We start from the raw sequence: 22,571 nt of genomic DNA, 5'->3' as shown, positions 1-22,571 counted from the left end.
GGTAATTTCATGACGTCAAATTACGGAATAAATGATATAGTAGAAATGAAAAAACAACATGCATGTGGAACGAATCGCTTCAAAATCATAAGAATGGGTGCTGATATTAGAATTAAATGTGAAAATTGTCAGCGTAGTATTATGATTCCACGTCAAACGTTTAATAAAAAATTGAAAAAAGTTCTTGAATCTCATCAAGACAAAGAAAGTTAGGAGAATGATTAATGGCTTTAACAGCAGGTATCGTAGGTTTGCCTAACGTAGGTAAATCTACCCTATTTAATGCAATTACTAAAGCTGGTGCATTAGCAGCGAACTACCCATTTGCTACGATTGATCCAAATGTAGGTATCGTAGAAGTACCAGATTCACGTTTACTTAAATTAGAAGAAATGGTACAACCTAAAAAAACTATCCCTACAACATTTGAATTCACTGATATTGCAGGTATCGTTAAGGGTGCCTCTAAAGGTGAAGGGTTAGGTAACAAATTCTTATCACATATTCGTGAAGTAGATGCGATTTGCCAAGTTGTTCGTGCATTTGATGACGAGAATGTGACGCACGTTTCTGGAAGAGTAAATCCATTAGATGATATCGAAGTCATCAATATGGAATTAGTATTAGCTGATTTAGAATCAGTTGATAAACGCTTACCTAAGATTGAAAAAATGGCACGTCAAAAAGATAAAACAGCAGAGATGGAATTACGTATTCTTACTAAAATTAAAGAAGCTTTAGAAGATGGTAAACCTGTTAGAAGTATTGATTTCAATGAAGATGATCAAAAATGGGTAAATCAAGCTCAATTATTAACTTCTAAAAAAATGTTATATATCGCTAATGTGGGCGAAGATGAAATTGGCGATGAAGATAACGATAAAGTAAAAGCAATTCGTGAATATGCTGAGAAAGAAGATTCTGAAGTTATCGTGATTAGTGCCAAAATTGAAGAAGAAATTGCGACACTCGATGATGAAGATAAAGAAATGTTCCTAGAAGATTTAGGTATTGAAGAACCAGGTCTAGATCGACTCATAAGAACTACTTATGACTTATTAGGCTTGTCAACTTACTTTACTGCAGGTGTTCAAGAAGTACGTGCATGGACATTTAGACAAGGTATGACAGCCCCACAATGTGCAGGTATTATCCATACCGATTTTGAACGTGGATTTATTCGTGCCGAGGTTACAAGTTACGATGATTATGTAGAGTATGGTGGCGAAAACGGTGCTAAAGAAGCGGGTAAACAACGTTTAGAAGGTAAAGATTACATTATGAAAGACGGAGATATCGTACATTTCCGCTTTAATGTATAATTTAATAGATTTATAAGGAGGTTGGGACATAATCAATTGTCTCAACCTTCTTTAACATATTGGCAGTAGATGTCTGAATTGAAAGTGCGCTTATATCAAGCTTCTTTCAATCCTAGCCATCCTTGCCGGCGGGGCCCCAACATAGAGAATTTCTTAATAAAGAAATTCTACAATCAATGAAAGTTGGGAGAGAGACAACGAAAATAATTTTGATAAATTACATTTCTGTCTCACTCCCAAACTGTCGACAAAGTCTTTGATTTTGTGGGCAGTTTTTTATTTGTGTGAATATTTTCTTAGAGGGCCTGTCAATTCGAGGTCTTGATAGATCAACTTGTTTAAAAAAGAAGCAATGGCGTTCAAATTAGAGTTTGTAGTGACTCAGAATCTAAATGCCATTGCTTATATATTTGAAATTCCAATTCTTTAAAAAAATGGAATGACTTCGCTTGCTTCTATAATATCTTGTGTACTGAAAAATTGCTTGCCTTCACCGGTGTAAGCTGGTTCAAGAACCATATTTGCCTTAGCACAATAAAGCCATTCAGGGTGAATACCACAATTTAAGATATCTTGAAATTCTTGGAACTCTTTATTCCAATCTAAATTTAATTGCATGCTAAACACCTCAACCACATTATAGAACGAACGTTCGTAAAAGTGAAGTGTTTTTGTTCGTTATTGTTCGCTTTTTAAGATGTGAACCAAGAAGCATCTACGTTACTGTCGATATAGTTAGCATCAACATTTTGATTTAATTCTGGTGAATAGTAGCTATCAGTATATTGCCATAACACTTTTTCTCGATTAGGTTCTTCGGCTTGATATGAAGCCATCCAATAGCCATCATATGAACTTACAGCATTTGCAACATGATTGATCATAAAGTTTTCATACGAATAGTAGAGTATTTTTTTATTTCCTGCAAGTTTTCTCATTTCATCTGCCCAAGCTTTTGTTGCTGTTTCATCATCACCATTTGTCACTGTTTGTTGTTCGTAGTCATTGACATAGAATTCAGCTTTTGGAGCACGATTGTGTAATGTTCTTGCTTCGTAACGTGCGTCTGCAGCATTTTCATACATACTGTAAGAATAAACGCCAAATTTCATATTGTTTTTGTCTAATAAGTTAGAGTTGTGTTCTAAAGACTGATCAACATATTCTGAACCATACTGGCCACGAATGATAATGAAATCATAATTTTGTTTTAATTTTTTGACTTGAGCATCAGTTAGATTACCCTGCCATTCAGAAATATCTAGAACTCTTTCGCCATTATCAGTGACAGCTGCTCTAGATTTTGTTGAGAATGTTGAACGATTTTGTGTTGCGTTACTTTTTTGATCAGGATGTTTCTTTATGTATTGTTGGTAGCCATACCCCATTGTTCCTTTTTCGCTTGTTGACTGGCTATTTGAGGATTCTTTAGCATGTGCATTTACTATTCCTAGACTTGTTGCTAATACTGAAAATGAAATTACCGAGTAAGTGACTTTCTTTAACATAAATGTGCTCCTTTGTGTGAGAATTTAGAAATTACACGCAATTGTATGTAAAATGTAATTTTTATACTATTACAATTAAACGCACCTCGCAACAACGTATCTAACACGATTTACTATTGTGAAAAATAAGGTTACGCGGAACATAAAACATTTGTAATTCAATAAATTGTATGTGTTTTAATCATGATTGGATGAAGGGAGTCTAAGGGTAGTCTTATTTTTATAACAACTGTTTGTTTCTATGTGTGGTGCTAAATTTAGAATTTATTTTGAAGGATGAGCTTTAGAATATTTATTGTAAAAAGTAATACTCTATGCTATAATTCTTGATTGTGAGTAATGAAAATTATTCCTTGCTTATCACATAAGTGTTGATAAGCCGCATAGACCACAAGGAGGTGCAAATAAACTATGAGAACATATGAAATTATGTATATCGTACGTCCTAACATTGAAGAAGATGCTAAAAAAGCTTTAGTTGAGCGTTTCAACGGTATCTTAGCTTCAGAAGGATCAGAAGTTTTAGAAGAAAAAGACTGGGGCAAACGTCGCCTAGCTTACGAAATCAATGATTTCAAAGAAGGCTTCTATAACATCGTACGTATTAAAACAGATAACAATAAAGCTACTGACGAATTCCAACGTTTAGCTAAAATTAATGACGATATCATTCGTTACATCGTTATCCGCGAAGACCAAGATAAGTAATAATTAGACGGGGGCGTTTAAATGTTAAATAGAGTTGTATTAGTAGGTCGTCTAACGAAAGATCCAGAATACAGAACCACTCCCTCAGGCGTAAGTGTAGCGACATTTACTCTAGCAGTTAATCGTACTTTCACGAATGCTCAAGGGGAACGCGAAGCTGATTTCATTAACTGTGTTGTCTTCAGAAGACAAGCTGAAAATGTTAATAACTACTTATCTAAAGGTAGCTTAGCTGGCGTTGATGGTCGCATACAATCGCGTAGTTATGAAAATCAAGAAGGTCGTCGTATCTTTGTTACTGAAGTTGTGTGTGATAGTGTTCAATTCCTTGAACCTAAGAATTCACAACAAGGTGGCCAACGTTCACAAAACAACGATTTCCAAGACTATGGTCAAGGATTCGGTGGTCAACAATCAGGACAAAATACGTCATACAATAACAATAATTCATCAAAATCTAATCAATCTGATAACCCATTTGCAAATGCGAATGGCCCAATTGACATTAGTGACGATGATTTACCATTCTAATAACGAACGTATAAAAACGAAAAAATAGTCAAAGGAGGCAGTTAACCATGGCAGGTGGACCAAGAAGAGGCGGACGTCGTCGTAAAAAAGTTTGCTATTTCACAGCAAATGGTATTACACATATCGACTATAAAGATACTGAATTATTAAAACGTTTTATCTCAGAACGCGGTAAAATTTTACCACGTCGTGTAACAGGCACTTCAGCTAAATATCAACGTATGTTGACTACAGCAATCAAACGTGCTCGTCATATGGCATTATTACCATATGTTAAAGAAGAACAATAATATATCATTTATTGTTAAACCCCGTAGGCATAGGCTTGCGGGGTTATTTTTGTGCTTTGGAAATATGGAGATAGAGCAGAAAAAAGGCATGAGGTGAAAGGTTATAGAGATGTAGACATAAAAAAAGAGACAACCGTAAGTTAAGTGCTAACGAGTTTTTACATTTATTAACGAATTCAGCAGTTGGTGATGAGACTGAAACGAAAGAAGTTGTCGTCAAATGTGGTGAATATAAAGAAAATCCACAGAATGGTAAAGTACAGTTAGTCTATAATGAACAGGTTGATCTTATAGGAGTTCCTATTAAGCCTAGTGATCGCTTTTGTGCTAGGTATATGCTCGTCAAATATCATAAATTATTTATAGATAGGCAAGAAATTACAACCCGTAATTTCGAAGTTAATGTTTGTGAATGGGATGGCGATGAAGAAGAACAACAGCAAGTAATTGATACTGTCGGAGAGGAACACCCTAATAGACCTTTCATTATTGGTAATGTTCCTTTGGAAGATTAAGAAAGGTATATAGGATTGTGTCTAAATTGACTAGTAAGATAAGCATTGAAGATATGTTCAATAGAGCAATGGCGATAAAAAGATATACAGTTTTGTACTATGATGATTTTATGAGTGATGAAGAAAAAGAAATATGGAAGACCCTACATGATTTTCAGAAAGCTAGTATTATATTGCCATTTAATCTAATGTTAGTACGTAAAAACGTTGATAGAAGAATAGTGCCATCTATAAAATTGAATGATAACAGAATATTTATATATCCGAATAGATAATCACCAAAGTTATTTACTGATAAAGTAGATTTAAATTTAGCGACACCAATATTTATTGATAGTACCGGTCAAGATGATGAAAAGAATAAGAAAGATTTAGAGAAGTTGAGTAAGAAATGTCCAAATGAAGAGTTTCATATTGATAATTAGGTAGATGTAAGTGATAATATTAAACAAGCGCCAAACCATATAGGCTTGGCGTTTTTATAATATAGATGCTGTCATGACTGATATACTATATCAACTAGATTATCAGTTTGAATTTTTCTTCTTTTTATATTTGATAACGGAGTTTTTCTTTTGATGTTTTCCTTTGTATATATTGTGTATAACTATTAATGTTCCAAACGATGAAGTTAACAATAAATTGATAATTAGAAAATTAGATTGTTTCATTTTAGAATTAAGATTACTTACCTCGCAAGAAAATTTATTTTCTTCAAAGTGCTTTTTTACACATTTTACAGTTGTATCTTTCTCTGATTTATTTTGTTCGCTTATTTGATCCAGAGTATATCCAGTGCTTAATAATGTTAATGTTATAGGGATTATAGTTATGAAAAATTGGACAATATTGTTATTAAATGTTTTAAATATACCATCGTCTTTTTTAAAGTCCTCTTGATAAAGCCATGTTAATAAAGCGCTTGTAACTATAATTACTATGAAAATTGCAAGTGTAGTGTTTTTAATATTTAAACCAAGTAAAAATAAAAGTATTGATAAAACCAAGAATGGTAAAAACAATACTAACGATATTGCATAAATCAAATGACTGTTTTGAGCCCAGTATTTAGGTACACCTTTAATAATACCAGTAAATTTTAAGAATATTGGATTTAAATTACTTTTTCTCATAAATGCCTCCTTAATTGTCGATGGATATTATTAATTTCATTAAACTATTATATAAACAATAATGCTAATATATGCTTGTTTCAATAAAATAAGCAACTGACAAGTATTCAGGTAGGCTAATAATTGTTGATGACGTTCCGTTGGAGGATTAATGATGAAAATGAAAAGCACTAACTATTCATTCGGTTGAGTAGTTAGTGCTTTTCTGATGTTAAAAGCCCCAAATTAGAGGTGGATCTGCTTCATAGTCTTTTTTATTTAAATTTTCTTTCTTAATAATATCATTAGGTGTTAATTTATCCTTAGCATTTTTTTCTTTAAAAAGTTTACCTACGCCATCTGTGTCATATCCTACGTCTCCAGTAAACTGATGATTATCTGCACTTGATATATAGGCCTCAAACTCTAAAGTTTTATCATCATTAATATAACCATCAATAAAGTATCCTTTCATAGGACTCTTTTTGAAGTTGTTAATTTTCATAGTTTGATAATTTTTTAGATTATGTTTGAAGTATAAATCTATACGCTTTTCTTGTGTCGTAATGTAATTCTCCTTTTTATTTTTGTGCAAAGTATGCCCTCCTAATCCTATAAGTGTTAATAACAATATAAGAATTATAATTTTTGCTTTCATCGTCCACCTCTTGTTTTTAAAATATTAAGGAGTATTTTATTATGAAATTTTCTGACGAACTGTCATTTAAAGTTGCTGATGATTCTTATAAAGATTTGAAAAAGGGTCGTGAATATGACTTGAGTGGTCAGAATTTCAAGGTCATTGAAAAGCGCGATGCTAAACGAAATGGTTTGAAAGTCTATGCACTTACACTAGTTGTGAATGGTGAAGTAGACACTAATCATATTTATATGGGCTAAGCTAGAACAGATTTTAAAAGTATACGAGATTTGTTTACAGATTTACAACTTGCTTTTTATAATAACACATCTAATTATAAAATTAATAAAAGACACAGTGATTTAGATAATACTACTATAAACGAAGAACAATAATATATCGTTTATTGTTAAACCCCGTAGGCATAGGCTTACGGGGTTATTTTTGTGCTTTGGAAATTAGTTTTCGTATCTAAAATCATTGATCTTCATCAAATATAATTCTATGTATGTTAAGTTATTAAATGTGAGCGAAATTATAAAGAGGAGCTTAAAATGGAATATAATTTGAAAAAGGTTTTAAAGAATCTGTTTATTAACTTAATTATGACTTTTGTCATTGCATTTATAATCAATTACTTTGGAATTAATTCAGATAAACATGGTTGGTTTGGGAATATTATTGATAAGATTAATTTTATACATATTTATGGTAATAAAACTGCGAATGCTGTAGTAATTGTAGGTTTAGCTATAACAATTTTTGAACTTATACACGATGTGTTCTTTGATGATGAAGATGAAGAAGATAGTAAGAAGAACTAGATGTTGAACAATGTAGTTATCCTGAATGTTTTTAGGATTAACATGTCTGGTTAGAAGCGTCTTCACTTAAGTTAAATAAGGATAAGCAACAATAAAAAGCTAAGATAATACGTTTATTATGCTTGAAACGTACTATCTTAGCTTTTCATTTTTAATGAATGGGTTACATTCTTATATCAACATTATCTAAATGCTTTTGATACTCTTTAACTTTACTTTCTAAGAACATTTGATAGGGCGCATCGAAGAAATCAGCTAAACGTAGAGCATCTTTAAACTTAGGTTCGTGGTAATGATTTTCCCATTCCCAAATTTGATGTGCTTCATAATGCGTTCCATACTTCTCGTTTAATTGTTGTGCTAATTCCTCAATCTCTAAGTGTTTTTTAGTTCTTAAGTTATATAAAATATGTAAATTCATACATAACATCTCCTATTCGTGTTGAAATAATCTAGATGTATAGTTTGGATGTAATTTTATTCTATTATTATAAAATAAGACTTTCAAGTTAAAGTATTTTGAATATGTGTCATTATTGTAAAATTTAGGGTATCTTTCTAAAAACAAGAGATTTTGAGGTGTAATTGATGAAAATTTTTGATGCTCATTTTCATATTATTAATTTTGATTATCCAGTTAAAGAAAATAATGGCTATTTGCCGCCTGAATTTAAAGAGAAAGATTATAAAGTATGGCAAGAAGATCTCAACATTATAGGAGGGGCGATTGTTTCTGGATCATTTCAAGAGTTTGACCAAGAGTATTTAATACATGCACTCGAAACATTAAATGGTCAGTTTGTAGGTACAACCCAATTGCCTATATCTACTCCTGACGAAGTGATAAAAAAGTTAAATGAACTTGGGATTAGAGGTGTAAGATTTAACGTAAAGAGGGGAGGTTCTGAAGATTTAAAACATCTTAAGTCCTTTGCGCATCGTGTTTATAATTTAGTGGGATGGCATACTGAACTCTATATAGAATCCAAAAAGTTAAATGAAATAAAGGAAATATTATTAGAATTGCCACTTGTTTCAATAGATCATTTAGGCCTTACAAATGAAGGGTTCGAAGATTTAAAAGAATTAGTTGAACAAGGCGTGTATGTTAAAGCAACTGGTTTTGGAAGAATTGAAGTCGAACCAATTCAAACGATGAGAGAATTAATGGATATTAACCCAGACGTGCTCATGTTTGGTACGGATTTACCATCTACTCGTGCGAAACGTCCTTTTAATAAATCAGATATTGAATTAATTAAAAAACATTTTTCCGAGGAGGAACAACAGAAAATATTCTATAAAAACGCGATGAGATTTTACAGAATTAATGAAATTTAGTAATGCTGTTTATGACGTTTAGAATCTAATTTAGATAGAATATTTGAAAGAATTGTACTTATAAGGATGATACAGATAAGCGTTGAAAAAATATAAACTTGCTTACTTTTAATGTTAAAACCAATTTCAAAATCTCCATGTAAATGGCCTTTAATGAAAAAATTTAACGTCATCATCGCTAATATTCCAACTATAGATAAGAAACTTAATATATGCATAATTTTACTTACTAGCGTAAGTTTAGTGTTTTTATGATTCATAGAAAATACCTACTTTTTTATGGTTAGTAAATAGATTGTGCTAAATTCACAAATTATAGCTTATCATATTAAATGTCTTAATTATAACTACACAATTTCAATTTTGGAGTAAAGTTATCGTTCATAAATGATTTAAGTTTGTCTACAAGTTCTGTATATACGATGAGGCTGGGACAACGTGAATAATTTTGCTAAATTATATTTCTGTTTCACTTCCAGTTTTTGTGAGGATTAAGAAATTAATAAATGATTTAGTTTTAAACTTGAATAAAAATTTTTATCAAAATTGTTTAATGATTTTTAACTAAGGGTAACACTTACTAATAGGTAAACAATCTTAAAATAAAGGAGATAATAATTATGTTTGGATTAATAGGTATGATTATTGTCGGTGGTATCATTGGTTGGATTGCCGGCTTAATTATGGGTAAAGACATTCCAGGTGGAATTTTAGGAAATATTATTGCTGGTATCGTAGGTTCATGGGTCGGTACTGCAATTCTTGGACACTGGGGTCCACAATTAGGTAAAATTCACATTTTCCCAGCACTAATCGGTTCAATTATTTTAATCTTCATTGTTTCATTAATTCTTAGATTATTTAAAAAGAAATAATGAGTCGATGTAAATAAAGTTTTGAGGGAGGTTATATTTCCCTCTAAATGTAGATGTCTCAAAAAGATTTAGAGTAATAATCTTTTTGGGGCATTTTTTGATTTATACAAAGGTTTTTTCTATATATGGTATATTCTTTGACATAAAAAGAGGATGGCGCTGGGTTACGCCATCCAGGAGTATTATGTTCATGAATATAAAAGACTTTGTAGTTACTACTAACTACATTCTTATAATATCATGGTTTACATTTATCTGACAATAAAAAAATTTTTGTTCATTTTCTTTCTAAATCTATTTTCAATTATAACGCCTTTAAACGATGAGTTGTTTATGGATATTTTAAACAATAAATCTAAGTATCTACTTGAGGGAAGTCTGAGGAAGGTCTTACATAATAGCTAATTGTATGTGATAATGGAATATAAAATGACATCTAGGAGGTTGCGTATGGAAGGTTTATTTACATTTATTATTATCACATTACTTATTATTATTGTTCCAGGGCCAGATTTTATAATTGTGATGAAGAATACTATTAATTCCAGTAAAATGAATGGCTTCATGTCAGCATTTGGAATTACAACTGGGCATATTCTATATTCTTCTTTAGCGATTTTTGGCATTATATACATATTGACAAGTTTATATTACGTATTTTTAATTATTAAGATATTAGGTGCTTGTTATCTTATTTATTTAGGTATTCAAAGTATTAGAAGTGCACACAGTTCAGTGAATTTTAGTAAAGAAGCATTGATGGATGTACGTAATGTAAGTTATTTAACATCTTATAGACAAGGATTTCTGAGTACAAGTCTCAATCCTAAAGCGATACTATTTTATGTAAGTATTTTGCCTCAATTTCTCTCACAAGGCGGAATTGAAGTGAAATCAGAAGTAGCATTACTATCTTTATCAGTAGTGCTTGTAACATGTTTATGGTTCTTATTCTGTGTATTTATATTTCAATATATTAAATTATTATTTAGTAAGCCTAAATTTAAAGCAGTTTTTGACTATATCGTTGGATTCGTATTGATTGGCCTATCTATCAATTTATTATTAAGTAAAAGTAGTTAATCGTACTTAAGTAAGGAGTATTAAATATGAATATTTTTCTTGTAAGGCATGGGGAATCCCAATCAAATTATGATAATCAACATGGGAACCCATATTTTTGTGGTCAATTAGATGTTCCTTTAACTGAAAAAGGAATGCAAAGTGCCCAAGATTTAGTAAGTTATTTTGCTGATAAAAAGATAGAACATGTATATGTTTCAGATTTACTTAGAACCCAACAAACATATGAAAGGATATTTCCTTATAATATTCCTACGACATTCACAAAATCATTAAGAGAACGTTCGTTAGGTGTTTTCGAAGGGAAAAATAAACAAGACATCAGCGAAGATAAGGAATATGAGAGATATTTCAACGATCCGGAGTTTAAGGATTTTAGACATAGTTTTATACAGAAGGCACCTAATGGAGAAAGCTATCAGGATGTACATGAACGTATTGCGCGTTTCTTTGAAAGTGAAATTCATAAGGATAGTGACAATATAGTGATTATCGCTCATCAAGTTGTAATAAGATGTATATTTGTTTATTTGGGGCAACTCACTAAAGAAGAAGCTTTAGAATTAAATATTGATAATTGTCATCCTTACTTAATTGAGAAATAAAAAGAAAGTGAATGGAGTAGTTAATGTAACTTGCATCCATTCACTTTTTTTAATGAAATAAGACGTCCGGATGTGGCTGAAACTACGAAATTGATTTTGCTAAATTATATTTCTGTGCCACTCTCATAGTGTCGAGCCTTGGGATAACCTATAAAAAGTGTCATAAATGTGCTGAGTAATATAAGTAGCACAGTTAGGAGAGCCATAAGACCTACAGGGATAATTCCGGCTGCAAATGCCACTATAATAAAAAGACCATACATCATTACTGCAAACATTTGAAGAATAGCTGATATGATTCTACAAATTAAGTTATTGAAAAATCCTAATATCAATGCCGGCAAAGCCATAGCGATGTTAGTAAGTACAGCTAACCATACTTCCCATGGGTGATCGTAACTCATTGTGTTAGGGCCAGAAGGGTATTTAGCCATAACAAGAACCATTGCCACTGTTGATAAGATTGCTAAGATTATAAAACTTACGCGTAGCTTCATCAAGTCACTCCTATTTAAGTTTTTAAAAGTTTATAATTATGTAAATGAAGTTAGTCACTCTTAGTGTGAAGTAAATTGATAGCGCTGTCAAAAGTATTAAAAAAACTTCTATTTGATGCATCAATGAACATCAAATAGAAGCTAGTGTTGTTTACTTCTTATTTATCGAATACTTCTGTGTCGATACCTTTCTTTTTAAGAAAGTCTTTAATTTTATCTTGTTGTTTTTTATTCACATCGCCCGCATATTTTGTTGGAACATCAACAACATTAATAGTGTTTTGAGGTTGGTAATTTAATTCCTCAATATCTTCATCAACATTGGCGATTGTACTATTTAACGCATTGAAATAATTGATAATTCGTTGCGTAGGATCTTTATATTCTTTAGGAATTTTGTTGTTTTTCACGAACTTTTTAAAGTGTAGGTCATTTTTAACAGCTAAATTAGAAAGCTCACTTAGTTTATTGGCTTGATCTTTTGTTATTTTAGGACTACTATCACTTTGTTTATCCAACTTGTGTTGCATCACGTATTTATTATCTAATACGTCGTTGTTAACTTGTAGGTATTTTTTTAGAGCGCTTTTCATTTCAGAGTCGCTAATATTTTGTCCTTTTTTATTTGATGAGAAAATATCTTTTTCTTTAATGTTTTTAGCGCTTTTAGGTGCGTGTGCACTACTATGATCATTTTGGTTATTATCATCTTCACTATTATTGGAACAGGCTGCAAGTGTTAATGAAAGTGCTAATAATAAACTCACAATTACTCTCTTTTTCATAGAATTGAGAAACTCCTTTTTTACATCACTCATATTAAGTATATACATTTTATTGTTATTACACACGTAATAGAATATCATTTATGAAAAAATATTTGAACGTTTTAGAACTACATTTGAACGAGAGATATGGCTACTTTGTGGCTGTGTTTTATAATAATTTGGCATATCGTTTTTAAGTATCTACCACCAAGAGTGATAAATGTATAAAAAAACAGAGTCTTAAGTGATTAAGACTCTGTCCATGTGAAGATATTATGATAGGTATATATTTAAAACTTAATTTCTAATAATATAATCAAATGCGTTCAACGCTGCGTTAGCGCCAGCGCCCATTGAAATGATGATTTGTTTGTTTTTCTGGTCTGTTACGTCTCCTGCTGCGAATACACCAGGAAGGCTTGTAGCGTTATCACGATCGATAACGACTTCGCCACGTCCATTTAACTCAACTGCATCTTGTAACCATGCAGTATTAGGGACTAAGCCGATTTGAACAAAGATTCCATCAAGGTTGACTACTTGTGTTTCGCCAGTATTTAAATCCTCATAACTAATACCAGTTACGTGGTCTTCGCCGATAACTTCTGTAGTTCTAGCATTCGTTTTGATGTCGACGTTTTCCAATGAACGTAAACGATCTTGTAAAACATTATCTGCTTTTAATTCAGAAGAATATTCAAATAATGTTACGTGCTTAACAATTCCAGCTAAATCAATAGCTGCTTCGACACCAGAGTTACCGCCGCCGATAACTGCTACGTCTTTGTTTTCAAATAGAGGGCCGTCACAGTGAGGGCAGAATGCTACACCTTTATTGATAAGGCGATCTTCTCCAGGAATATTAAGTTTACGCCAACTTGCACCTGTAGAGATAATCACAGTCTTACTTTCTAATACAGCATCATTCTCTAAAGTGACTTTGATTGCTGAGTCTGTCTTTTCGATATTAGTGGCACGAATACCAGTCATTGTATCAATGTCATATTGTGAAATATGATCAGCAAGATTAGATGAGAACTCTGAACCTGTTGTTTCTTTAACAGTAATGAAGTTTTCAATGCCAGCTGTATCATTCACTTGACCACCAATTCTATCAGCAACGATGCCTGTTCTTAAACCTTTACGAGCAGTGTAAATGGCAGCACTACCACTTGCTGGGCCACCGCCTACGATGAGTACATCATAAGGGTCTTTATCATTAAATTCAGAAGCATCTTGTGTGCTTCCTAATTTCGTTAAGATATCTTGAATAGTCATACGACCATTACCAAATTCTTGTCCATCTAAAAAGACAGCTGGAACTGCCATAATGTCTTCAGATTCTTCGCGGAATACTGCGCCATCAATCATTGTATGAGTAATATTAGGGTTAATAACACTCATTAAGTTTAATGCTTGAACAACGTCAGGGCATTTTTGGCAAGTTAAACTAACGAAAGTTTCGAAATGGAAGGGACCTTCGAGGCCTTTGATTTGGTCAATAACAGATTGTTTTTCTTTAGGGGCACGACCACTTACTTGTAAAATTGCTAATACAAGAGAGTTGAATTCGTGACCTAAAGGAATACCTGCAAACGTGATGCCAGTTTCTTCACCTGGGCGGTTTACTGAGAAACTTGGTGTACGTTTTAAATCCTTTTCAGTTACCGTGATGCGAGCTGACATCCCAGCAATTTCATCTAGTAACTCTTTAAGTTCTTTTGATTTATCATCTGAGCCAAGGCTAGCGACGAATTCAACGTCGCCTTCCATTAGCTCTAATAGTTGTTGTAATTGTTGCTTTAAATCAGCATTAAGCATGTTTTAATGCCTCCTTAGATTTTACCTACTAAGTCTAAACCAGGTTGTAATGATTCAGAACCTTCTTCCCATTTTGCTGGGCAAACTTCACCTGGATGTTGACGTACGTATTGAGCTGCTTTGATTTTGTTTACTAATGTACTAGCGTCACGACCGATACCGTCAGCGTTGATTTCAGCTGCTTGAACAACACCATCTGGGTCGATGATGAATGTACCACGTTGAGCTAAACCAGCTTCTTCATCTAATACATCGAAGTTACGAGTGATTGTTTGAGAAGGGTCGCCAATCATTTTATATTGAATTTTACTGATTGCATCTGAATGATCGTGCCAAGCTTTGTGTACGAAGTGAGTATCAGTTGATACAGAGAATACGTTAACACCTAACTCTTGTAATTTTTCGTATTGGTTTTGTAAATCTTCTAATTCTGTAGGACATACGAAAGAGAAGTCAGCAGGATAGAAGCATACGACGCTCCATGAACCTTTAAAATCTTCTTGTGAAACTTCTTTAAACTCATCATTTTTTGGATCATAAGCTTGCGCTGTGAATGGTAAGATTTCTTTGTTAATTAAAGACATAGGTAAATACCTCCTGAAATTTTTAAGTATAAGCTAGAATTACATAACAATAATTGTTTGTTTATAATAATTCTAATCTCTTGATTAGTATTATCACATCTCGACTTTAAATAGTCAACTTTAGAAACTTTTTAATTGAGAAAATGAAATTAGAGTAGCTTTAAATAGCGTCAAAAGAAAGTTATTCAATATTAAGCGTATCTCAAATAGAAATGGTAAATTACCTGGTATATTGAGTTTTTATTTTGACTTTTCACACTATAAATAGCACATATCATTCTCAACTAAACATGTTTTATTGATAATAGAGTGTAATTTTATTACATCTATATCTTAATGATAACATCTGAGCTATAAATTTTCTTTTACGACCGTTTATATAAATAAAACAGAGATTAATCCAGAGTCGTCTCACTCATTCTGAATTAATCTCTGTTTATCTTGTTGATTATTTACTAACTGTGAAGTCAACCGCACCAATACCACTATATTCTGCTCGATAAGTTCCAAATTCTAATTTAAGTGGTGAGATAAATGTGCCAGAAGATATTATTTGCCCTTTTTTCAATTGTTTACCATGTGAGTGTAACTTTTTGATAAGCCAATGCACTGCATGAACAGGGTTCCCTAACACTTCTGATGAAGATCCTGTAGCAATTAATTCATCATCTTTGTATAAATTTAAATCCACATTTGCGAATGCATCTATATCAAGAGGGGTTACGCTTTCGCCTACAACAATCATACCAGTCGCAGTGTTGTCAGAAATTAAATCGCCCAACGTGAAATTCGGGAACCAATTCTTATATCTAGCATCTGGGATTTCAATACCAGCAGCGATTTGAGTATTTAAAACAATAGTTTGCAAGTCAGCATCATAAGGTAAGTCTTCCTTCACTATAAACATAATTTCTGGTTCTAATAATGGAGAAAATAATGAAGAAAGTGATACTGAGTCACCATTTTTTAAAATATTATTAGATAAAATTGTTCCATATGCTGGTTCATTTGTATTGGCGATAGCTTGTGTTGTCTTACTCGTCATACTCACCTTATAGCCAGCAACGTAGGTATTGTCTTTAAATTTTAATTGTTCGAGTAAATCATCTTGGTTTAGATATGCTTCTTCTTCACTAATTTGATAAGATTCGCTTACGAAATCGATAGGTCTTCTACTTCTATATGCTTTAAAAAGGGCGTTAGAAATATTTTTGTTGGGTTGTGTCATGATATCTCTCCTTAAAATATCTGAAAATTACTACTATTATGATAACTTTTAAACGAAGTGTGTGCAAATAGATTTAAAAGTTTCATATTTAGGGTATAAAATGGTATCCAACGATGAAGATATATTTTATTAGGAGTGAATTTTGTGTCAGATTATGTTTACGATTTAATGCGAAAGCATCATTCAGTTAGAAAGTTCAAAGAAAGTCCGCTTAGCGATGACGCAGTGAAGAAGATAGTGGAAGCTGGTCAATCAGCATCAACGTCAAGCTATCTTCAAACGTATTCAATCATTGGTATTGATGATCCTAAAATCAAAGAAGATTTGAAAGAAGTTTCTGGTCAACCGTATGTTGTAGATAATGGTTACTTATTTGTATTTGTTTTAGATTATTATCGTCATAGTCTTGTAGATGAAAACGCTGAATCAGATATGAGTATTTCTTTTTCATCAGCAGAAGGCTTGCTAGTCGGCGCTATAGATGTCGCACTTGTTTCTGAAAACATGGCTGTAGCTGCTGAAGATATGGGATATGGCATCGTTTATTTAGGTTCTCTACGTAATGATGTGGCGCGTGTACGTGAAATTTTAGACTTACCTGACTATACCTTCCCTCTATTTGGCATGGCAGTAGGTGAACCTGCTGAGGATGAGAATGGTGCGCCGAAACCAAGATTACCGTTTGAACATATTTTCCATAAAAACAGCTACGACGCAAGTAATGATAAACAACGTCGTGAATTAGAAGCGTATGATCAAATTGTAAGTGACTATTATAAGGACCGTACAAATGGGGAGCGTACTGAAACATGGTCCGAACAAATTGAGCAATTCTTAAGTAGTAAAACAAGACCAGATATGTTAGACCAATTGCATAAAGCTGGATTCATCAAAAAATAATTCATAATTAGAAAAAAGCCTATAAATGAAATTTCAAACCCGAATTCATTTATAGGCTATAATTATAGGATTTTTAACTTATTTTCTGTAGCTTATGCTTATTAATTGGTATATCTACTGAATAACAATTGGTTTGTAAAATATTTTTCTGCATCTATCGTATGCTTGATTTTACCTGTACTTTGTAACCATAATTGTAAGTCATTATAGAAGTCTGAACTCATAGACAAATCATTAGTAAAACATTTAGCTGTTGCTTCAATGGTGTCTTTATTTAATTTATTATTAATATCTGTTTGGGTGTAATCTGCATATATATTGATGGCATCTTCTAAATTATTGTTGATATATTGTATAGCTTTTTGAATGACTTTAATAAACTTTTTGAGTTTCTGGTTGTCTGTTTCTAACTTATCAGGTGTAGTAATAAAAATTAATTGACAAAAGTCTGGGACATTGTAATCTTTTAAAGCAAAATAATCTACATTCAATCCTGCATTTCTCGCTTCAAGTATTTCGAAATTCTCAAAAATGAGTGTAGCTGCATCTGCCTTGTCATTTAACAATGCATCAGTATGATAAAAGCTATTGTTTATAGGGACGATATCTCCTACATTATACATGCCTCCATCAGCTTCAATCATAGTTTTAGAAATTGCTATACCTCCTGATCCAGGAGCACCCGGATATTGAAGACGTTTGCCAATTAAGTCTTTAGGTGATTGAATACCTTTGTCTTTGTTGTACATCACACCGCCATTTGTATGTAGATATCGAGCGAAGCCAACTACATTTTCATTCATCGCTTTATCTTCAACAAGATGGATAGGCTCAGTAATCGCGATATCCATTGAACCATTTTCAATTTCTTCTAAAGCATCAAAATGTTGTTCAGGTTCAATCATTTCAATTTCTAAGTTTTGCTCGCTAAACCAACCTTTTTCCATTCCTAAAATTAAAGGCAAATGATCAGGATTTAAGAACCACTCTAAACCGACTACTAATTTTTCCATAAAAAAATTCCTCCAACATACAAATTTTCGTAAAAAAGTGAATTTGAAAGAAATAAAAAATATATTTCACTTTCCTACGCTGGTACTAACCAACAGGTTCAAGGGTTGAAAGGGTACCTTTCTCTCAGCATGCAACATGCACCCCTAGTGATTTGTTATACCTAACTTCTAACATAGCATAGTTATAAAAATGCGTATATAAATGATGAATTAATCGAAGAAGAGCGTAACAGTTTAAATGGAGTATTAATTTAAAATGAAGTATTTGAATCGTTGATTTTCTGGACAAAGATAGTTGTATAGTAGTTGATGACCCAATCTTATTTCTAAAGTTAAATAAAAACGCCACAAACTCCTTAAATAAGAAGCTTGTGACGTCTGTGATAGATGATTAAAGCATATACTTATTCGTTTAAAATTCATTTTAATAAAAATTAACTAGATGATAATTCTCCGTAATGGTTAGATTCAAATGTGTCTTTATCCCAATTTTTAGTTAAGCGTGCAGTACCTGTTCCGGCTAAAATTGAATCATTCACATTTAATGCGGTACGTCCCATATCAATTAATGGCTCGATAGAAATAAGTACACCTGCAAGTGCGACAGGTAAGTTTAATGTAGATAATACTAAAATTGATGCAAATGTTGCACCGCCACCTACACCTGCGACACCAAATGAACTAATAATCACTACAGCAATCAGTGTAATGATGAATTGGAAATCGATATGGACATGTGCGACAGGTGCGACCATGATTGCTAGCATAGCTGGGTAGATTCCAGCGCAACCGTTTTGTCCAATTGATAATCCAAATGTGGCAGAGAAGTTAGCAATACCTTCTGGAACACCTAAACGTTGCGTTTGAGTTTGAATATTTAAAGGTAGAGCTCCTGCGCTTGAACGAGAAGTGAATGCAAAGATCAATACTTCTAACGTTTTCTTAACATATCTAACTGGATTAATACCCAACACACTTAAAATGATTAAGTGAATCACATACATCGTAATTAATGCTGCATAAGAAGCGAGTAGGAATTTTCCTAAAGTCCAAATCGCTCCAAAGTCACTTGTGGCAAGTGTAGAAGCCATAATTGCTAAGATGCCATAAGGCGTTAAACGTAAAACGAAAGTGACGATAGCCATCACAATGTCATATACAGCTTCAATACCACGTTTTAGTAAATTACCGTGTTCAGGCTGTTTGCGCGCTACACGTAAGTATGCGAAACCAACGAAAGTTGCGAAGATCACAACAGCGATAGTTGAAGTGGTACGTTGACCTGTAAAGTCTAAGAATGGATTGCTTGGTAATAATTCAAGAATTTGTTGTGGCAATGTATTAGCAGTTAAATCTTTAGCTTGCTTACTAATTTCTGAGCCACGTGAATGCTCAGCACTTCCTAAATCGATTGATGAAGCGTCTAGACCGAAAATCAATGCATAAATAATGCCGACAATGGCTGCAATTGCTACGGTTCCAATTAAAAACATAAAAATAAAGGTACCGATTTTCGCAAATTTATCCCCAATTTGGATTTTACTAAATGCTGCTACAATAGATACAAAAATTAGTGGCATAACAATCATTTGTAGTAAAGCAACATAACCGTCCCCAATAATGCTAAACCAATCTGAAGTTTGTTTTAATACTTTTGATTCTGCTCCGAAGATAAGATGTAAAGCTATCCCCAAAACGATTCCAATACCTAAAGCGCTAAATACACGTTTAGGGAATGAAATATGCTTTCTAGCCATTATGTTTAACATAATAATGAAAATAATTAACACTACTACGTTAATCATAGTGAAAAGTGCCTCCATATCGTAAACGCTCCTTTGTTGTATAAAATATAGTATTCCGACATATGTAATAAGGATATTACTAGAAAATAACAAATTCAAGGTAGTTATAATGATTTTATGAAATGGAATAACAAAATATTGTCTCGGTAAAAATTAATGGAAGGCACGCTTGTACACGTGGGTATATGAAATATAGGGAGGGAAAATAGAAATAAAAAAACACTTAAATGAGTAGTTGCATTTTACACATACTCAATTAAGTGTTGAGAAGTTTGTTTCTTGATTATAAGTTAAATAAACGAGCGAAGAACCCTTTTTTCTCTTCTTTAGGTTGATTGTTTGATGATTGAGAATGATCTTCTGTTGCTGTTATGTTTGAGTTAGAAGTTGAATCATTAGAAGTTGAGTTTGAAGTTTCCGATGTACGAGTTGAAAGGCTACTTGATTGTGAAGTTGAAGTAGTTTCGCTAGTTGATGCTACTGCACTTTCGGAATGAGAATCTGAATCAGAAGTGCTAGGTGCTTCTGAAGTACTTTCTTGTTCACTCTGAGAGTTTGAGTTACTTTCGCTTGATTTGTTATTATTTAGCGATTGTGTTGATTCATTTGATTTATGATTTGTCTTCGCAATTTCATTCGCTTGTTTCTCTTGTGATGACTGTATAGCTTCTTGAGAAGTTTGGATTGATTTTAAAGATTCTGTATTGGCATCAATTTTACTAGTAATTTCTGTTTGTAATTCTTTAAGCTCCTGCTGTTGTTGATGAACTTGATTAATCATTTGACCGAGCATTTGACGTTCTTCACGCATTTTTTGGATTTCGCTACGTAAATCTTCAACTAATTGAGCGACGTTCTGGTCAGTTGGTAATTGACTGTCCTCATCTTTAACGATCACTTGTAAGAAATCTTTCTCTTTTTCTAATTCATCAAATGCTAAGTCGTAACTATTTGTTTGTTTTACTTTATCAGCAATGTCTCTAAATAGTTCGATATCTTCTTCTTTAAAATCAGTAGCCTCACGTCCGCGATATTCAGTTTTACTAAGTTGATATCCACGTTCTTCTAAATGTTGTACAATTTTACGGACTTGTTTTTCACTTAGTTCGACACGTTGTGCAAATTCTTTGGTTAACATTGAAAAAGCCCCTTCATCATTTGGTTTATGTATACCGACGTTTGTCTACGGTCAGTGAAACGTCAGTCTTACTTCATATGATAGTTTACCCCTAATTAATAGTGATTTCAAGTGTTGTTATAAAGGCTTTCTTAAATTCATTTCTTCTAAAAGTGGATAAATAATATCTCGAGAAATGCCATTTGCGAAGACATACTTAAGAATATAATTAGATTTTACACTTGTCCCGTAAATATCTTTGGTTAATTCAATATTTGCTTTTATAAATAGGTCTACTTTAAAAGGAGATTCATCAAATGTGTAATTCGGATGAATATAATCAATTTCTTCTTGTTTCTCAAAGTTATTTTCGTAAAGAAATTGGCGACGGTGTTCAAGTATTTTGTTAGTTTGTTCATCAACATAATGTGGTTCTTTAGGAACTTCTAACATAATAAAATTGATATTTCTATCATGTATTTCATGAGATAAATGATTTAATTGATGTTCCACTTCGTTTAAAGTTAAAGTCATTAATTCATCGTGATTAGGACCGTCTTTGGCTATTAAATAGATAAGGAATGCTGCATTCGTGGTTGCTTCATAATGTGCAGTCGCTAAGCTGACAACTTGATTATTTTCGACGCCTACTACGAATGCGTAATCTTTCTCCGTTTTGTTGTTTTCTAAAGAACGTTTAAAGATTTTGCGATCTTCATCTAAACCAATATCTAATTTCGCGTCGTATAGTTCAAGTGCTTTTTCAAATAAAGGATCATTGGCTGATTGAATTGCTTTAAACTCCATAGCATTACCCCCGTTAATATTTACTATATTATAGGATAATCCTACTATATAATCACTTCTAATGTGTCACATAATAAAAAAACACCACAATGCATACGCTTCATTACGTAAACATGATGGTGTCTATCATTGAAACTCTAAAATCAATTAAGATTTAGGACCCTTTGATTCAGCAGCATAATGTGTAATGTCGATTTCTTTGTAAGCTGCATTGTGATCTTCAACTTCGTCATGGGAAGAATTGTCACGATTTGCTACTAATAATAATTTATTATCTAAAATATCTTGTTTGTGTTCTTCAAGTTGTTCTTCAGTTAAGTTGTAACGTGAAAGAACAGCTTCTTCACCATCTTCTCCAGTTAATAGACGAGACATACGATCACTAAATGAACCGCTTGTAGCTATCATTGAAATTTGAGAATTGTGTAGGTCGTCTAAATGTAATTTACTTTTACTGATAACAGCTAATTCAGTTTCTAAATAGCCTTCTGTTTTCTTTTGGTTGATTACATTGTATAGTTCACTTTTGTCGTTAACTACAATAATATCTGCCATAATTATCGCCCCTTCATGATTAAACTTGCTTTATAAAGTTATACCCTAGTCCGTTTTTATAAAACTTTTACATATATAATTATATAATTTTGATGTTGATTTTCCAATAAGAATCTATATTTG

28 protein-coding genes, 2 pseudogenes and 1 riboswitch are annotated in these 22,571 nt (G+C 32.5%); of the genes and pseudogenes, 14 read left to right on the top strand and 16 right to left on the bottom strand.

Going from position 1 to position 22,571, the window contains the following annotated elements; all coding sequences use genetic code 11:
- Positions 1 to 9: 9 nt before the first annotated feature.
- On the top strand, positions 10 to 213 hold the full coding sequence (locus CD155_RS10330) for a DUF951 domain-containing protein (RefSeq protein WP_002445134.1): 204 nt from the start codon (positions 10 to 12) through the stop codon (positions 211 to 213).
- A gap of 11 nt (positions 214 to 224) precedes the next feature.
- Positions 225 to 1,322 (top strand): redox-regulated ATPase YchF, encoded by a 1,098-nt coding sequence (ychF, locus tag CD155_RS10325; protein WP_002445137.1) that lies wholly within the window; start codon positions 225 to 227, stop codon positions 1,320 to 1,322.
- A 426-nt stretch (positions 1,323 to 1,748) separates the two neighbouring features.
- Here ychF and CD155_RS10320 read toward each other — a convergent pair whose 3' ends face one another.
- Positions 1,749 to 1,940: a hypothetical protein gene (locus CD155_RS10320; RefSeq protein ID WP_044466557.1), complete on the bottom strand. Its 192-nt coding sequence runs from the start codon at positions 1,938 to 1,940 to the stop codon at positions 1,749 to 1,751.
- A 74-nt stretch (positions 1,941 to 2,014) separates the two neighbouring features.
- On the bottom strand, positions 2,015 to 2,830 hold the full coding sequence (locus tag CD155_RS10315) for a GH25 family lysozyme (RefSeq protein ID WP_103213271.1): 816 nt from the start codon (positions 2,828 to 2,830) through the stop codon (positions 2,015 to 2,017).
- A gap of 411 nt (positions 2,831 to 3,241) precedes the next feature.
- Here CD155_RS10315 and rpsF point away from each other — a divergent pair, with 411 nt between their 5' ends.
- The 5 genes and pseudogenes from rpsF to CD155_RS13305 all read left to right on the top strand — a co-directional run.
- Complete coding sequence (gene rpsF / locus CD155_RS10310; protein ID WP_002445146.1) at positions 3,242 to 3,538, top strand: 30S ribosomal protein S6; 297 nt, start codon at positions 3,242 to 3,244, stop codon at positions 3,536 to 3,538.
- Positions 3,539 to 3,559: 21 nt separating this feature from the next.
- Positions 3,560 to 4,069 (top strand): single-stranded DNA-binding protein, encoded by a 510-nt coding sequence (ssb, locus tag CD155_RS10305; protein ID WP_002445148.1) that lies wholly within the window; start codon positions 3,560 to 3,562, stop codon positions 4,067 to 4,069.
- 47 nt (positions 4,070 to 4,116) lie between these two features.
- On the top strand, positions 4,117 to 4,359 hold the full coding sequence (gene rpsR, locus CD155_RS10300) for a 30S ribosomal protein S18 (protein ID WP_001831354.1): 243 nt from the start codon (positions 4,117 to 4,119) through the stop codon (positions 4,357 to 4,359).
- Between the two features lie 128 nt (positions 4,360 to 4,487).
- Positions 4,488 to 4,874: pseudogene (locus CD155_RS13145) on the top strand (terminase small subunit); the annotation flags it as partial.
- A gap of 284 nt (positions 4,875 to 5,158) precedes the next feature.
- Positions 5,159 to 5,299: pseudogene (locus CD155_RS13305) on the top strand (terminase small subunit); the annotation flags it as partial.
- A gap of 102 nt (positions 5,300 to 5,401) precedes the next feature.
- Here CD155_RS13305 and CD155_RS10285 read toward each other — a convergent pair.
- Positions 5,402 to 6,007 carry a hypothetical protein gene (locus CD155_RS10285; RefSeq protein ID WP_002445153.1) on the bottom strand — a complete coding sequence of 202 codons (606 nt, stop codon included), beginning with the start codon at positions 6,005 to 6,007 and terminating at the stop codon, positions 5,402 to 5,404.
- A 211-nt stretch (positions 6,008 to 6,218) separates the two neighbouring features.
- Positions 6,219 to 6,644 (bottom strand): DUF1433 domain-containing protein, encoded by a 426-nt coding sequence (locus CD155_RS10280; RefSeq protein WP_103213270.1) that lies wholly within the window; start codon positions 6,642 to 6,644, stop codon positions 6,219 to 6,221.
- Between the two features lie 41 nt (positions 6,645 to 6,685).
- Here CD155_RS10280 and CD155_RS10275 point away from each other — a divergent pair, with 41 nt between their 5' ends.
- Both CD155_RS10275 and CD155_RS10270 read left to right on the top strand, forming a co-directional pair.
- A complete protein-coding gene (locus CD155_RS10275; protein ID WP_103213269.1) occupies positions 6,686 to 6,886 on the top strand; it encodes a hypothetical protein in 201 nt (66 codons plus the stop codon).
- Positions 6,887 to 7,180: 294 nt separating this feature from the next.
- Entirely contained in the window at positions 7,181 to 7,450 is a 270-nt protein-coding gene (locus CD155_RS10270) for a hypothetical protein (protein ID WP_103213268.1), read from the top strand.
- 163 nt (positions 7,451 to 7,613) lie between these two features.
- Here the strand turns inward: CD155_RS10270 and CD155_RS10265 are convergent, their stop codons facing one another.
- Positions 7,614 to 7,871, bottom strand: coding sequence for a helix-turn-helix domain-containing protein (locus CD155_RS10265; protein ID WP_002445161.1), 258 nt, complete (start codon positions 7,869 to 7,871; stop codon positions 7,614 to 7,616).
- Positions 7,872 to 8,038: 167 nt separating this feature from the next.
- On the opposite strand from CD155_RS10265, the gene CD155_RS10260 reads away from it, so the two are divergent.
- Positions 8,039 to 8,791 carry an amidohydrolase family protein gene (locus CD155_RS10260; protein ID WP_103213267.1) on the top strand — a complete coding sequence of 251 codons (753 nt, stop codon included), beginning with the start codon at positions 8,039 to 8,041 and terminating at the stop codon, positions 8,789 to 8,791.
- Here CD155_RS10260 and CD155_RS10255 read toward each other — a convergent pair.
- Positions 8,788 to 9,051, bottom strand: coding sequence for a hypothetical protein (locus tag CD155_RS10255; RefSeq protein ID WP_103213266.1), 264 nt, complete (start codon positions 9,049 to 9,051; stop codon positions 8,788 to 8,790). The genes CD155_RS10260 and CD155_RS10255 overlap by 4 nt on opposite strands.
- 360 nt (positions 9,052 to 9,411) lie before the next feature.
- Between CD155_RS10255 and CD155_RS10250 the strand changes: the two genes are divergently transcribed.
- The 3 genes from CD155_RS10250 to CD155_RS10240 all read left to right on the top strand — a co-directional run bounded on the left by CD155_RS10250 (position 9,412) and on the right by CD155_RS10240 (position 11,354).
- On the top strand, positions 9,412 to 9,666 hold the full coding sequence (locus tag CD155_RS10250; RefSeq protein ID WP_002445168.1) for a GlsB/YeaQ/YmgE family stress response membrane protein: 255 nt from the start codon (positions 9,412 to 9,414) through the stop codon (positions 9,664 to 9,666).
- Positions 9,667 to 10,116: 450 nt separating this feature from the next.
- Positions 10,117 to 10,749 (top strand): LysE family translocator, encoded by a 633-nt coding sequence (locus CD155_RS10245; RefSeq protein WP_070830666.1) that lies wholly within the window; start codon positions 10,117 to 10,119, stop codon positions 10,747 to 10,749.
- Positions 10,750 to 10,775: 26 nt separating this feature from the next.
- A complete protein-coding gene (locus CD155_RS10240; RefSeq protein WP_103213264.1) occupies positions 10,776 to 11,354 on the top strand; it encodes a histidine phosphatase family protein in 579 nt (192 codons plus the stop codon).
- A gap of 104 nt (positions 11,355 to 11,458) precedes the next feature.
- Here the strand turns inward: CD155_RS10240 and CD155_RS10235 are convergent, their stop codons facing one another.
- From CD155_RS10235 to CD155_RS10215, 5 genes are all read right to left on the bottom strand, one after another.
- A complete protein-coding gene (locus tag CD155_RS10235; RefSeq protein ID WP_103213263.1) occupies positions 11,459 to 11,851 on the bottom strand; it encodes a YdeH family membrane protein in 393 nt (130 codons plus the stop codon).
- A gap of 158 nt (positions 11,852 to 12,009) precedes the next feature.
- The gene (locus tag CD155_RS10230) at positions 12,010 to 12,636 is read right to left on the bottom strand and encodes an NDxxF motif lipoprotein (RefSeq protein ID WP_037541790.1); all 627 of its coding nucleotides are present in this window, start codon (positions 12,634 to 12,636) and stop codon (positions 12,010 to 12,012) included.
- A gap of 279 nt (positions 12,637 to 12,915) precedes the next feature.
- On the bottom strand, positions 12,916 to 14,439 hold the full coding sequence (gene ahpF, locus CD155_RS10225; RefSeq protein ID WP_002445176.1) for an alkyl hydroperoxide reductase subunit F: 1,524 nt from the start codon (positions 14,437 to 14,439) through the stop codon (positions 12,916 to 12,918).
- A 14-nt stretch (positions 14,440 to 14,453) separates the two neighbouring features.
- On the bottom strand, positions 14,454 to 15,023 hold the full coding sequence (gene ahpC / locus CD155_RS10220) for an alkyl hydroperoxide reductase subunit C (protein WP_002445177.1): 570 nt from the start codon (positions 15,021 to 15,023) through the stop codon (positions 14,454 to 14,456).
- 448 nt (positions 15,024 to 15,471) lie between these two features.
- Positions 15,472 to 16,251, bottom strand: coding sequence for a 2-keto-4-pentenoate hydratase (locus tag CD155_RS10215; protein WP_103213262.1), 780 nt, complete (start codon positions 16,249 to 16,251; stop codon positions 15,472 to 15,474).
- 144 nt (positions 16,252 to 16,395) lie between these two features.
- Here CD155_RS10215 and nfsA point away from each other — a divergent pair, with 144 nt between their 5' ends.
- On the top strand, positions 16,396 to 17,151 hold the full coding sequence (gene nfsA / locus CD155_RS10210) for an oxygen-insensitive NADPH nitroreductase (RefSeq protein WP_172605860.1): 756 nt from the start codon (positions 16,396 to 16,398) through the stop codon (positions 17,149 to 17,151).
- A gap of 101 nt (positions 17,152 to 17,252) precedes the next feature.
- Here the strand turns inward: nfsA and CD155_RS10205 are convergent, their stop codons facing one another.
- The 5 genes from CD155_RS10205 to CD155_RS10185 all read right to left on the bottom strand — a co-directional run bounded on the left by CD155_RS10205 (position 17,253) and on the right by CD155_RS10185 (position 22,448).
- Positions 17,253 to 18,164 carry an ABC transporter substrate-binding protein gene (locus CD155_RS10205; protein WP_103213260.1) on the bottom strand — a complete coding sequence of 304 codons (912 nt, stop codon included), beginning with the start codon at positions 18,162 to 18,164 and terminating at the stop codon, positions 17,253 to 17,255.
- 54 nt (positions 18,165 to 18,218) lie between these two features.
- Positions 18,219 to 18,320, bottom strand: a riboswitch (TPP riboswitch).
- Positions 18,321 to 18,598: 278 nt separating this feature from the next.
- Positions 18,599 to 19,987 carry an L-cystine transporter gene (locus CD155_RS10200; RefSeq protein WP_002445184.1) on the bottom strand — a complete coding sequence of 463 codons (1,389 nt, stop codon included), beginning with the start codon at positions 19,985 to 19,987 and terminating at the stop codon, positions 18,599 to 18,601.
- Between the two features lie 265 nt (positions 19,988 to 20,252).
- Positions 20,253 to 21,107 (bottom strand): hypothetical protein, encoded by an 855-nt coding sequence (locus tag CD155_RS10195; protein WP_103213259.1) that lies wholly within the window; start codon positions 21,105 to 21,107, stop codon positions 20,253 to 20,255.
- A 117-nt stretch (positions 21,108 to 21,224) separates the two neighbouring features.
- Positions 21,225 to 21,893, bottom strand: coding sequence for a hypothetical protein (locus CD155_RS10190; RefSeq protein ID WP_044466967.1), 669 nt, complete (start codon positions 21,891 to 21,893; stop codon positions 21,225 to 21,227).
- 147 nt (positions 21,894 to 22,040) lie between these two features.
- Positions 22,041 to 22,448, bottom strand: a complete 408-nt coding sequence (locus tag CD155_RS10185; RefSeq protein WP_002445190.1) for a YflT domain-containing protein — start codon at positions 22,446 to 22,448, stop codon at positions 22,041 to 22,043.
- Positions 22,449 to 22,571 lie beyond the last annotated feature (123 nt).

Origin of the sequence: Staphylococcus caprae, from assembly GCF_002902725.1 — a bacterium.
Lineage (GTDB): Bacteria > Bacillota > Bacilli > Staphylococcales > Staphylococcaceae > Staphylococcus > Staphylococcus caprae.
This window is presented reverse-complemented; position numbering and strand designations above follow the sequence as displayed.

Excerpts from the sequence above, each read along its gene's own strand:
- CD155_RS10240 (WP_103213264.1), top strand. The coding sequence starts at position 10,776 with ATGAATATTTTTCTTGTAAGGCATGGGGAATCCCAATCAAATTATGAT.
- CD155_RS10265 (WP_002445161.1), bottom strand. The coding sequence starts at position 7,871 with ATGAATTTACATATTTTATATAACTTAAGAACTAAAAAACACTTAGAG.
- CD155_RS10235 (WP_103213263.1), bottom strand. The coding sequence starts at position 11,851 with ATGAAGCTACGCGTAAGTTTTATAATCTTAGCAATCTTATCAACAGTG.
- ahpC (WP_002445177.1), bottom strand. The coding sequence starts at position 15,023 with ATGTCTTTAATTAACAAAGAAATCTTACCATTCACAGCGCAAGCTTAT.
- CD155_RS10330 (WP_002445134.1), top strand. The coding sequence starts at position 10 with ATGACGTCAAATTACGGAATAAATGATATAGTAGAAATGAAAAAACAA.
- CD155_RS10195 (WP_103213259.1), bottom strand. The coding sequence starts at position 21,107 with ATGTTAACCAAAGAATTTGCACAACGTGTCGAACTAAGTGAAAAACAA.
- CD155_RS10255 (WP_103213266.1), bottom strand. The coding sequence starts at position 9,051 with ATGAATCATAAAAACACTAAACTTACGCTAGTAAGTAAAATTATGCAT.
- CD155_RS10205 (WP_103213260.1), bottom strand. The coding sequence starts at position 18,164 with ATGGAAAAATTAGTAGTCGGTTTAGAGTGGTTCTTAAATCCTGATCAT.
- ychF (WP_002445137.1), top strand. The coding sequence starts at position 225 with ATGGCTTTAACAGCAGGTATCGTAGGTTTGCCTAACGTAGGTAAATCT.
- CD155_RS10190 (WP_044466967.1), bottom strand. The coding sequence starts at position 21,893 with ATGGAGTTTAAAGCAATTCAATCAGCCAATGATCCTTTATTTGAAAAA.
- ahpF (WP_002445176.1), bottom strand. The coding sequence starts at position 14,439 with ATGCTTAATGCTGATTTAAAGCAACAATTACAACAACTATTAGAGCTA.
- CD155_RS10200 (WP_002445184.1), bottom strand. The coding sequence starts at position 19,987 with ATGGAGGCACTTTTCACTATGATTAACGTAGTAGTGTTAATTATTTTC.
- CD155_RS10270 (WP_103213268.1), top strand. The coding sequence starts at position 7,181 with ATGGAATATAATTTGAAAAAGGTTTTAAAGAATCTGTTTATTAACTTA.
- ssb (WP_002445148.1), top strand. The coding sequence starts at position 3,560 with ATGTTAAATAGAGTTGTATTAGTAGGTCGTCTAACGAAAGATCCAGAA.
- rpsF (WP_002445146.1), top strand. The coding sequence starts at position 3,242 with ATGAGAACATATGAAATTATGTATATCGTACGTCCTAACATTGAAGAA.
- CD155_RS10275 (WP_103213269.1), top strand. The coding sequence starts at position 6,686 with ATGAAATTTTCTGACGAACTGTCATTTAAAGTTGCTGATGATTCTTAT.
- rpsR (WP_001831354.1), top strand. The coding sequence starts at position 4,117 with ATGGCAGGTGGACCAAGAAGAGGCGGACGTCGTCGTAAAAAAGTTTGC.
- CD155_RS10245 (WP_070830666.1), top strand. The coding sequence starts at position 10,117 with ATGGAAGGTTTATTTACATTTATTATTATCACATTACTTATTATTATT.
- CD155_RS10185 (WP_002445190.1), bottom strand. The coding sequence starts at position 22,448 with ATGGCAGATATTATTGTAGTTAACGACAAAAGTGAACTATACAATGTA.
- CD155_RS10315 (WP_103213271.1), bottom strand. The coding sequence starts at position 2,830 with ATGTTAAAGAAAGTCACTTACTCGGTAATTTCATTTTCAGTATTAGCA.
- CD155_RS10280 (WP_103213270.1), bottom strand. The coding sequence starts at position 6,644 with ATGAAAGCAAAAATTATAATTCTTATATTGTTATTAACACTTATAGGA.
- CD155_RS10260 (WP_103213267.1), top strand. The coding sequence starts at position 8,039 with ATGAAAATTTTTGATGCTCATTTTCATATTATTAATTTTGATTATCCA.
- CD155_RS10250 (WP_002445168.1), top strand. The coding sequence starts at position 9,412 with ATGTTTGGATTAATAGGTATGATTATTGTCGGTGGTATCATTGGTTGG.
- CD155_RS10215 (WP_103213262.1), bottom strand. The coding sequence starts at position 16,251 with ATGACACAACCCAACAAAAATATTTCTAACGCCCTTTTTAAAGCATAT.
- CD155_RS10230 (WP_037541790.1), bottom strand. The coding sequence starts at position 12,636 with ATGAAAAAGAGAGTAATTGTGAGTTTATTATTAGCACTTTCATTAACA.
- CD155_RS10320 (WP_044466557.1), bottom strand. The coding sequence starts at position 1,940 with ATGCAATTAAATTTAGATTGGAATAAAGAGTTCCAAGAATTTCAAGAT.
- CD155_RS10285 (WP_002445153.1), bottom strand. The coding sequence starts at position 6,007 with ATGAGAAAAAGTAATTTAAATCCAATATTCTTAAAATTTACTGGTATT.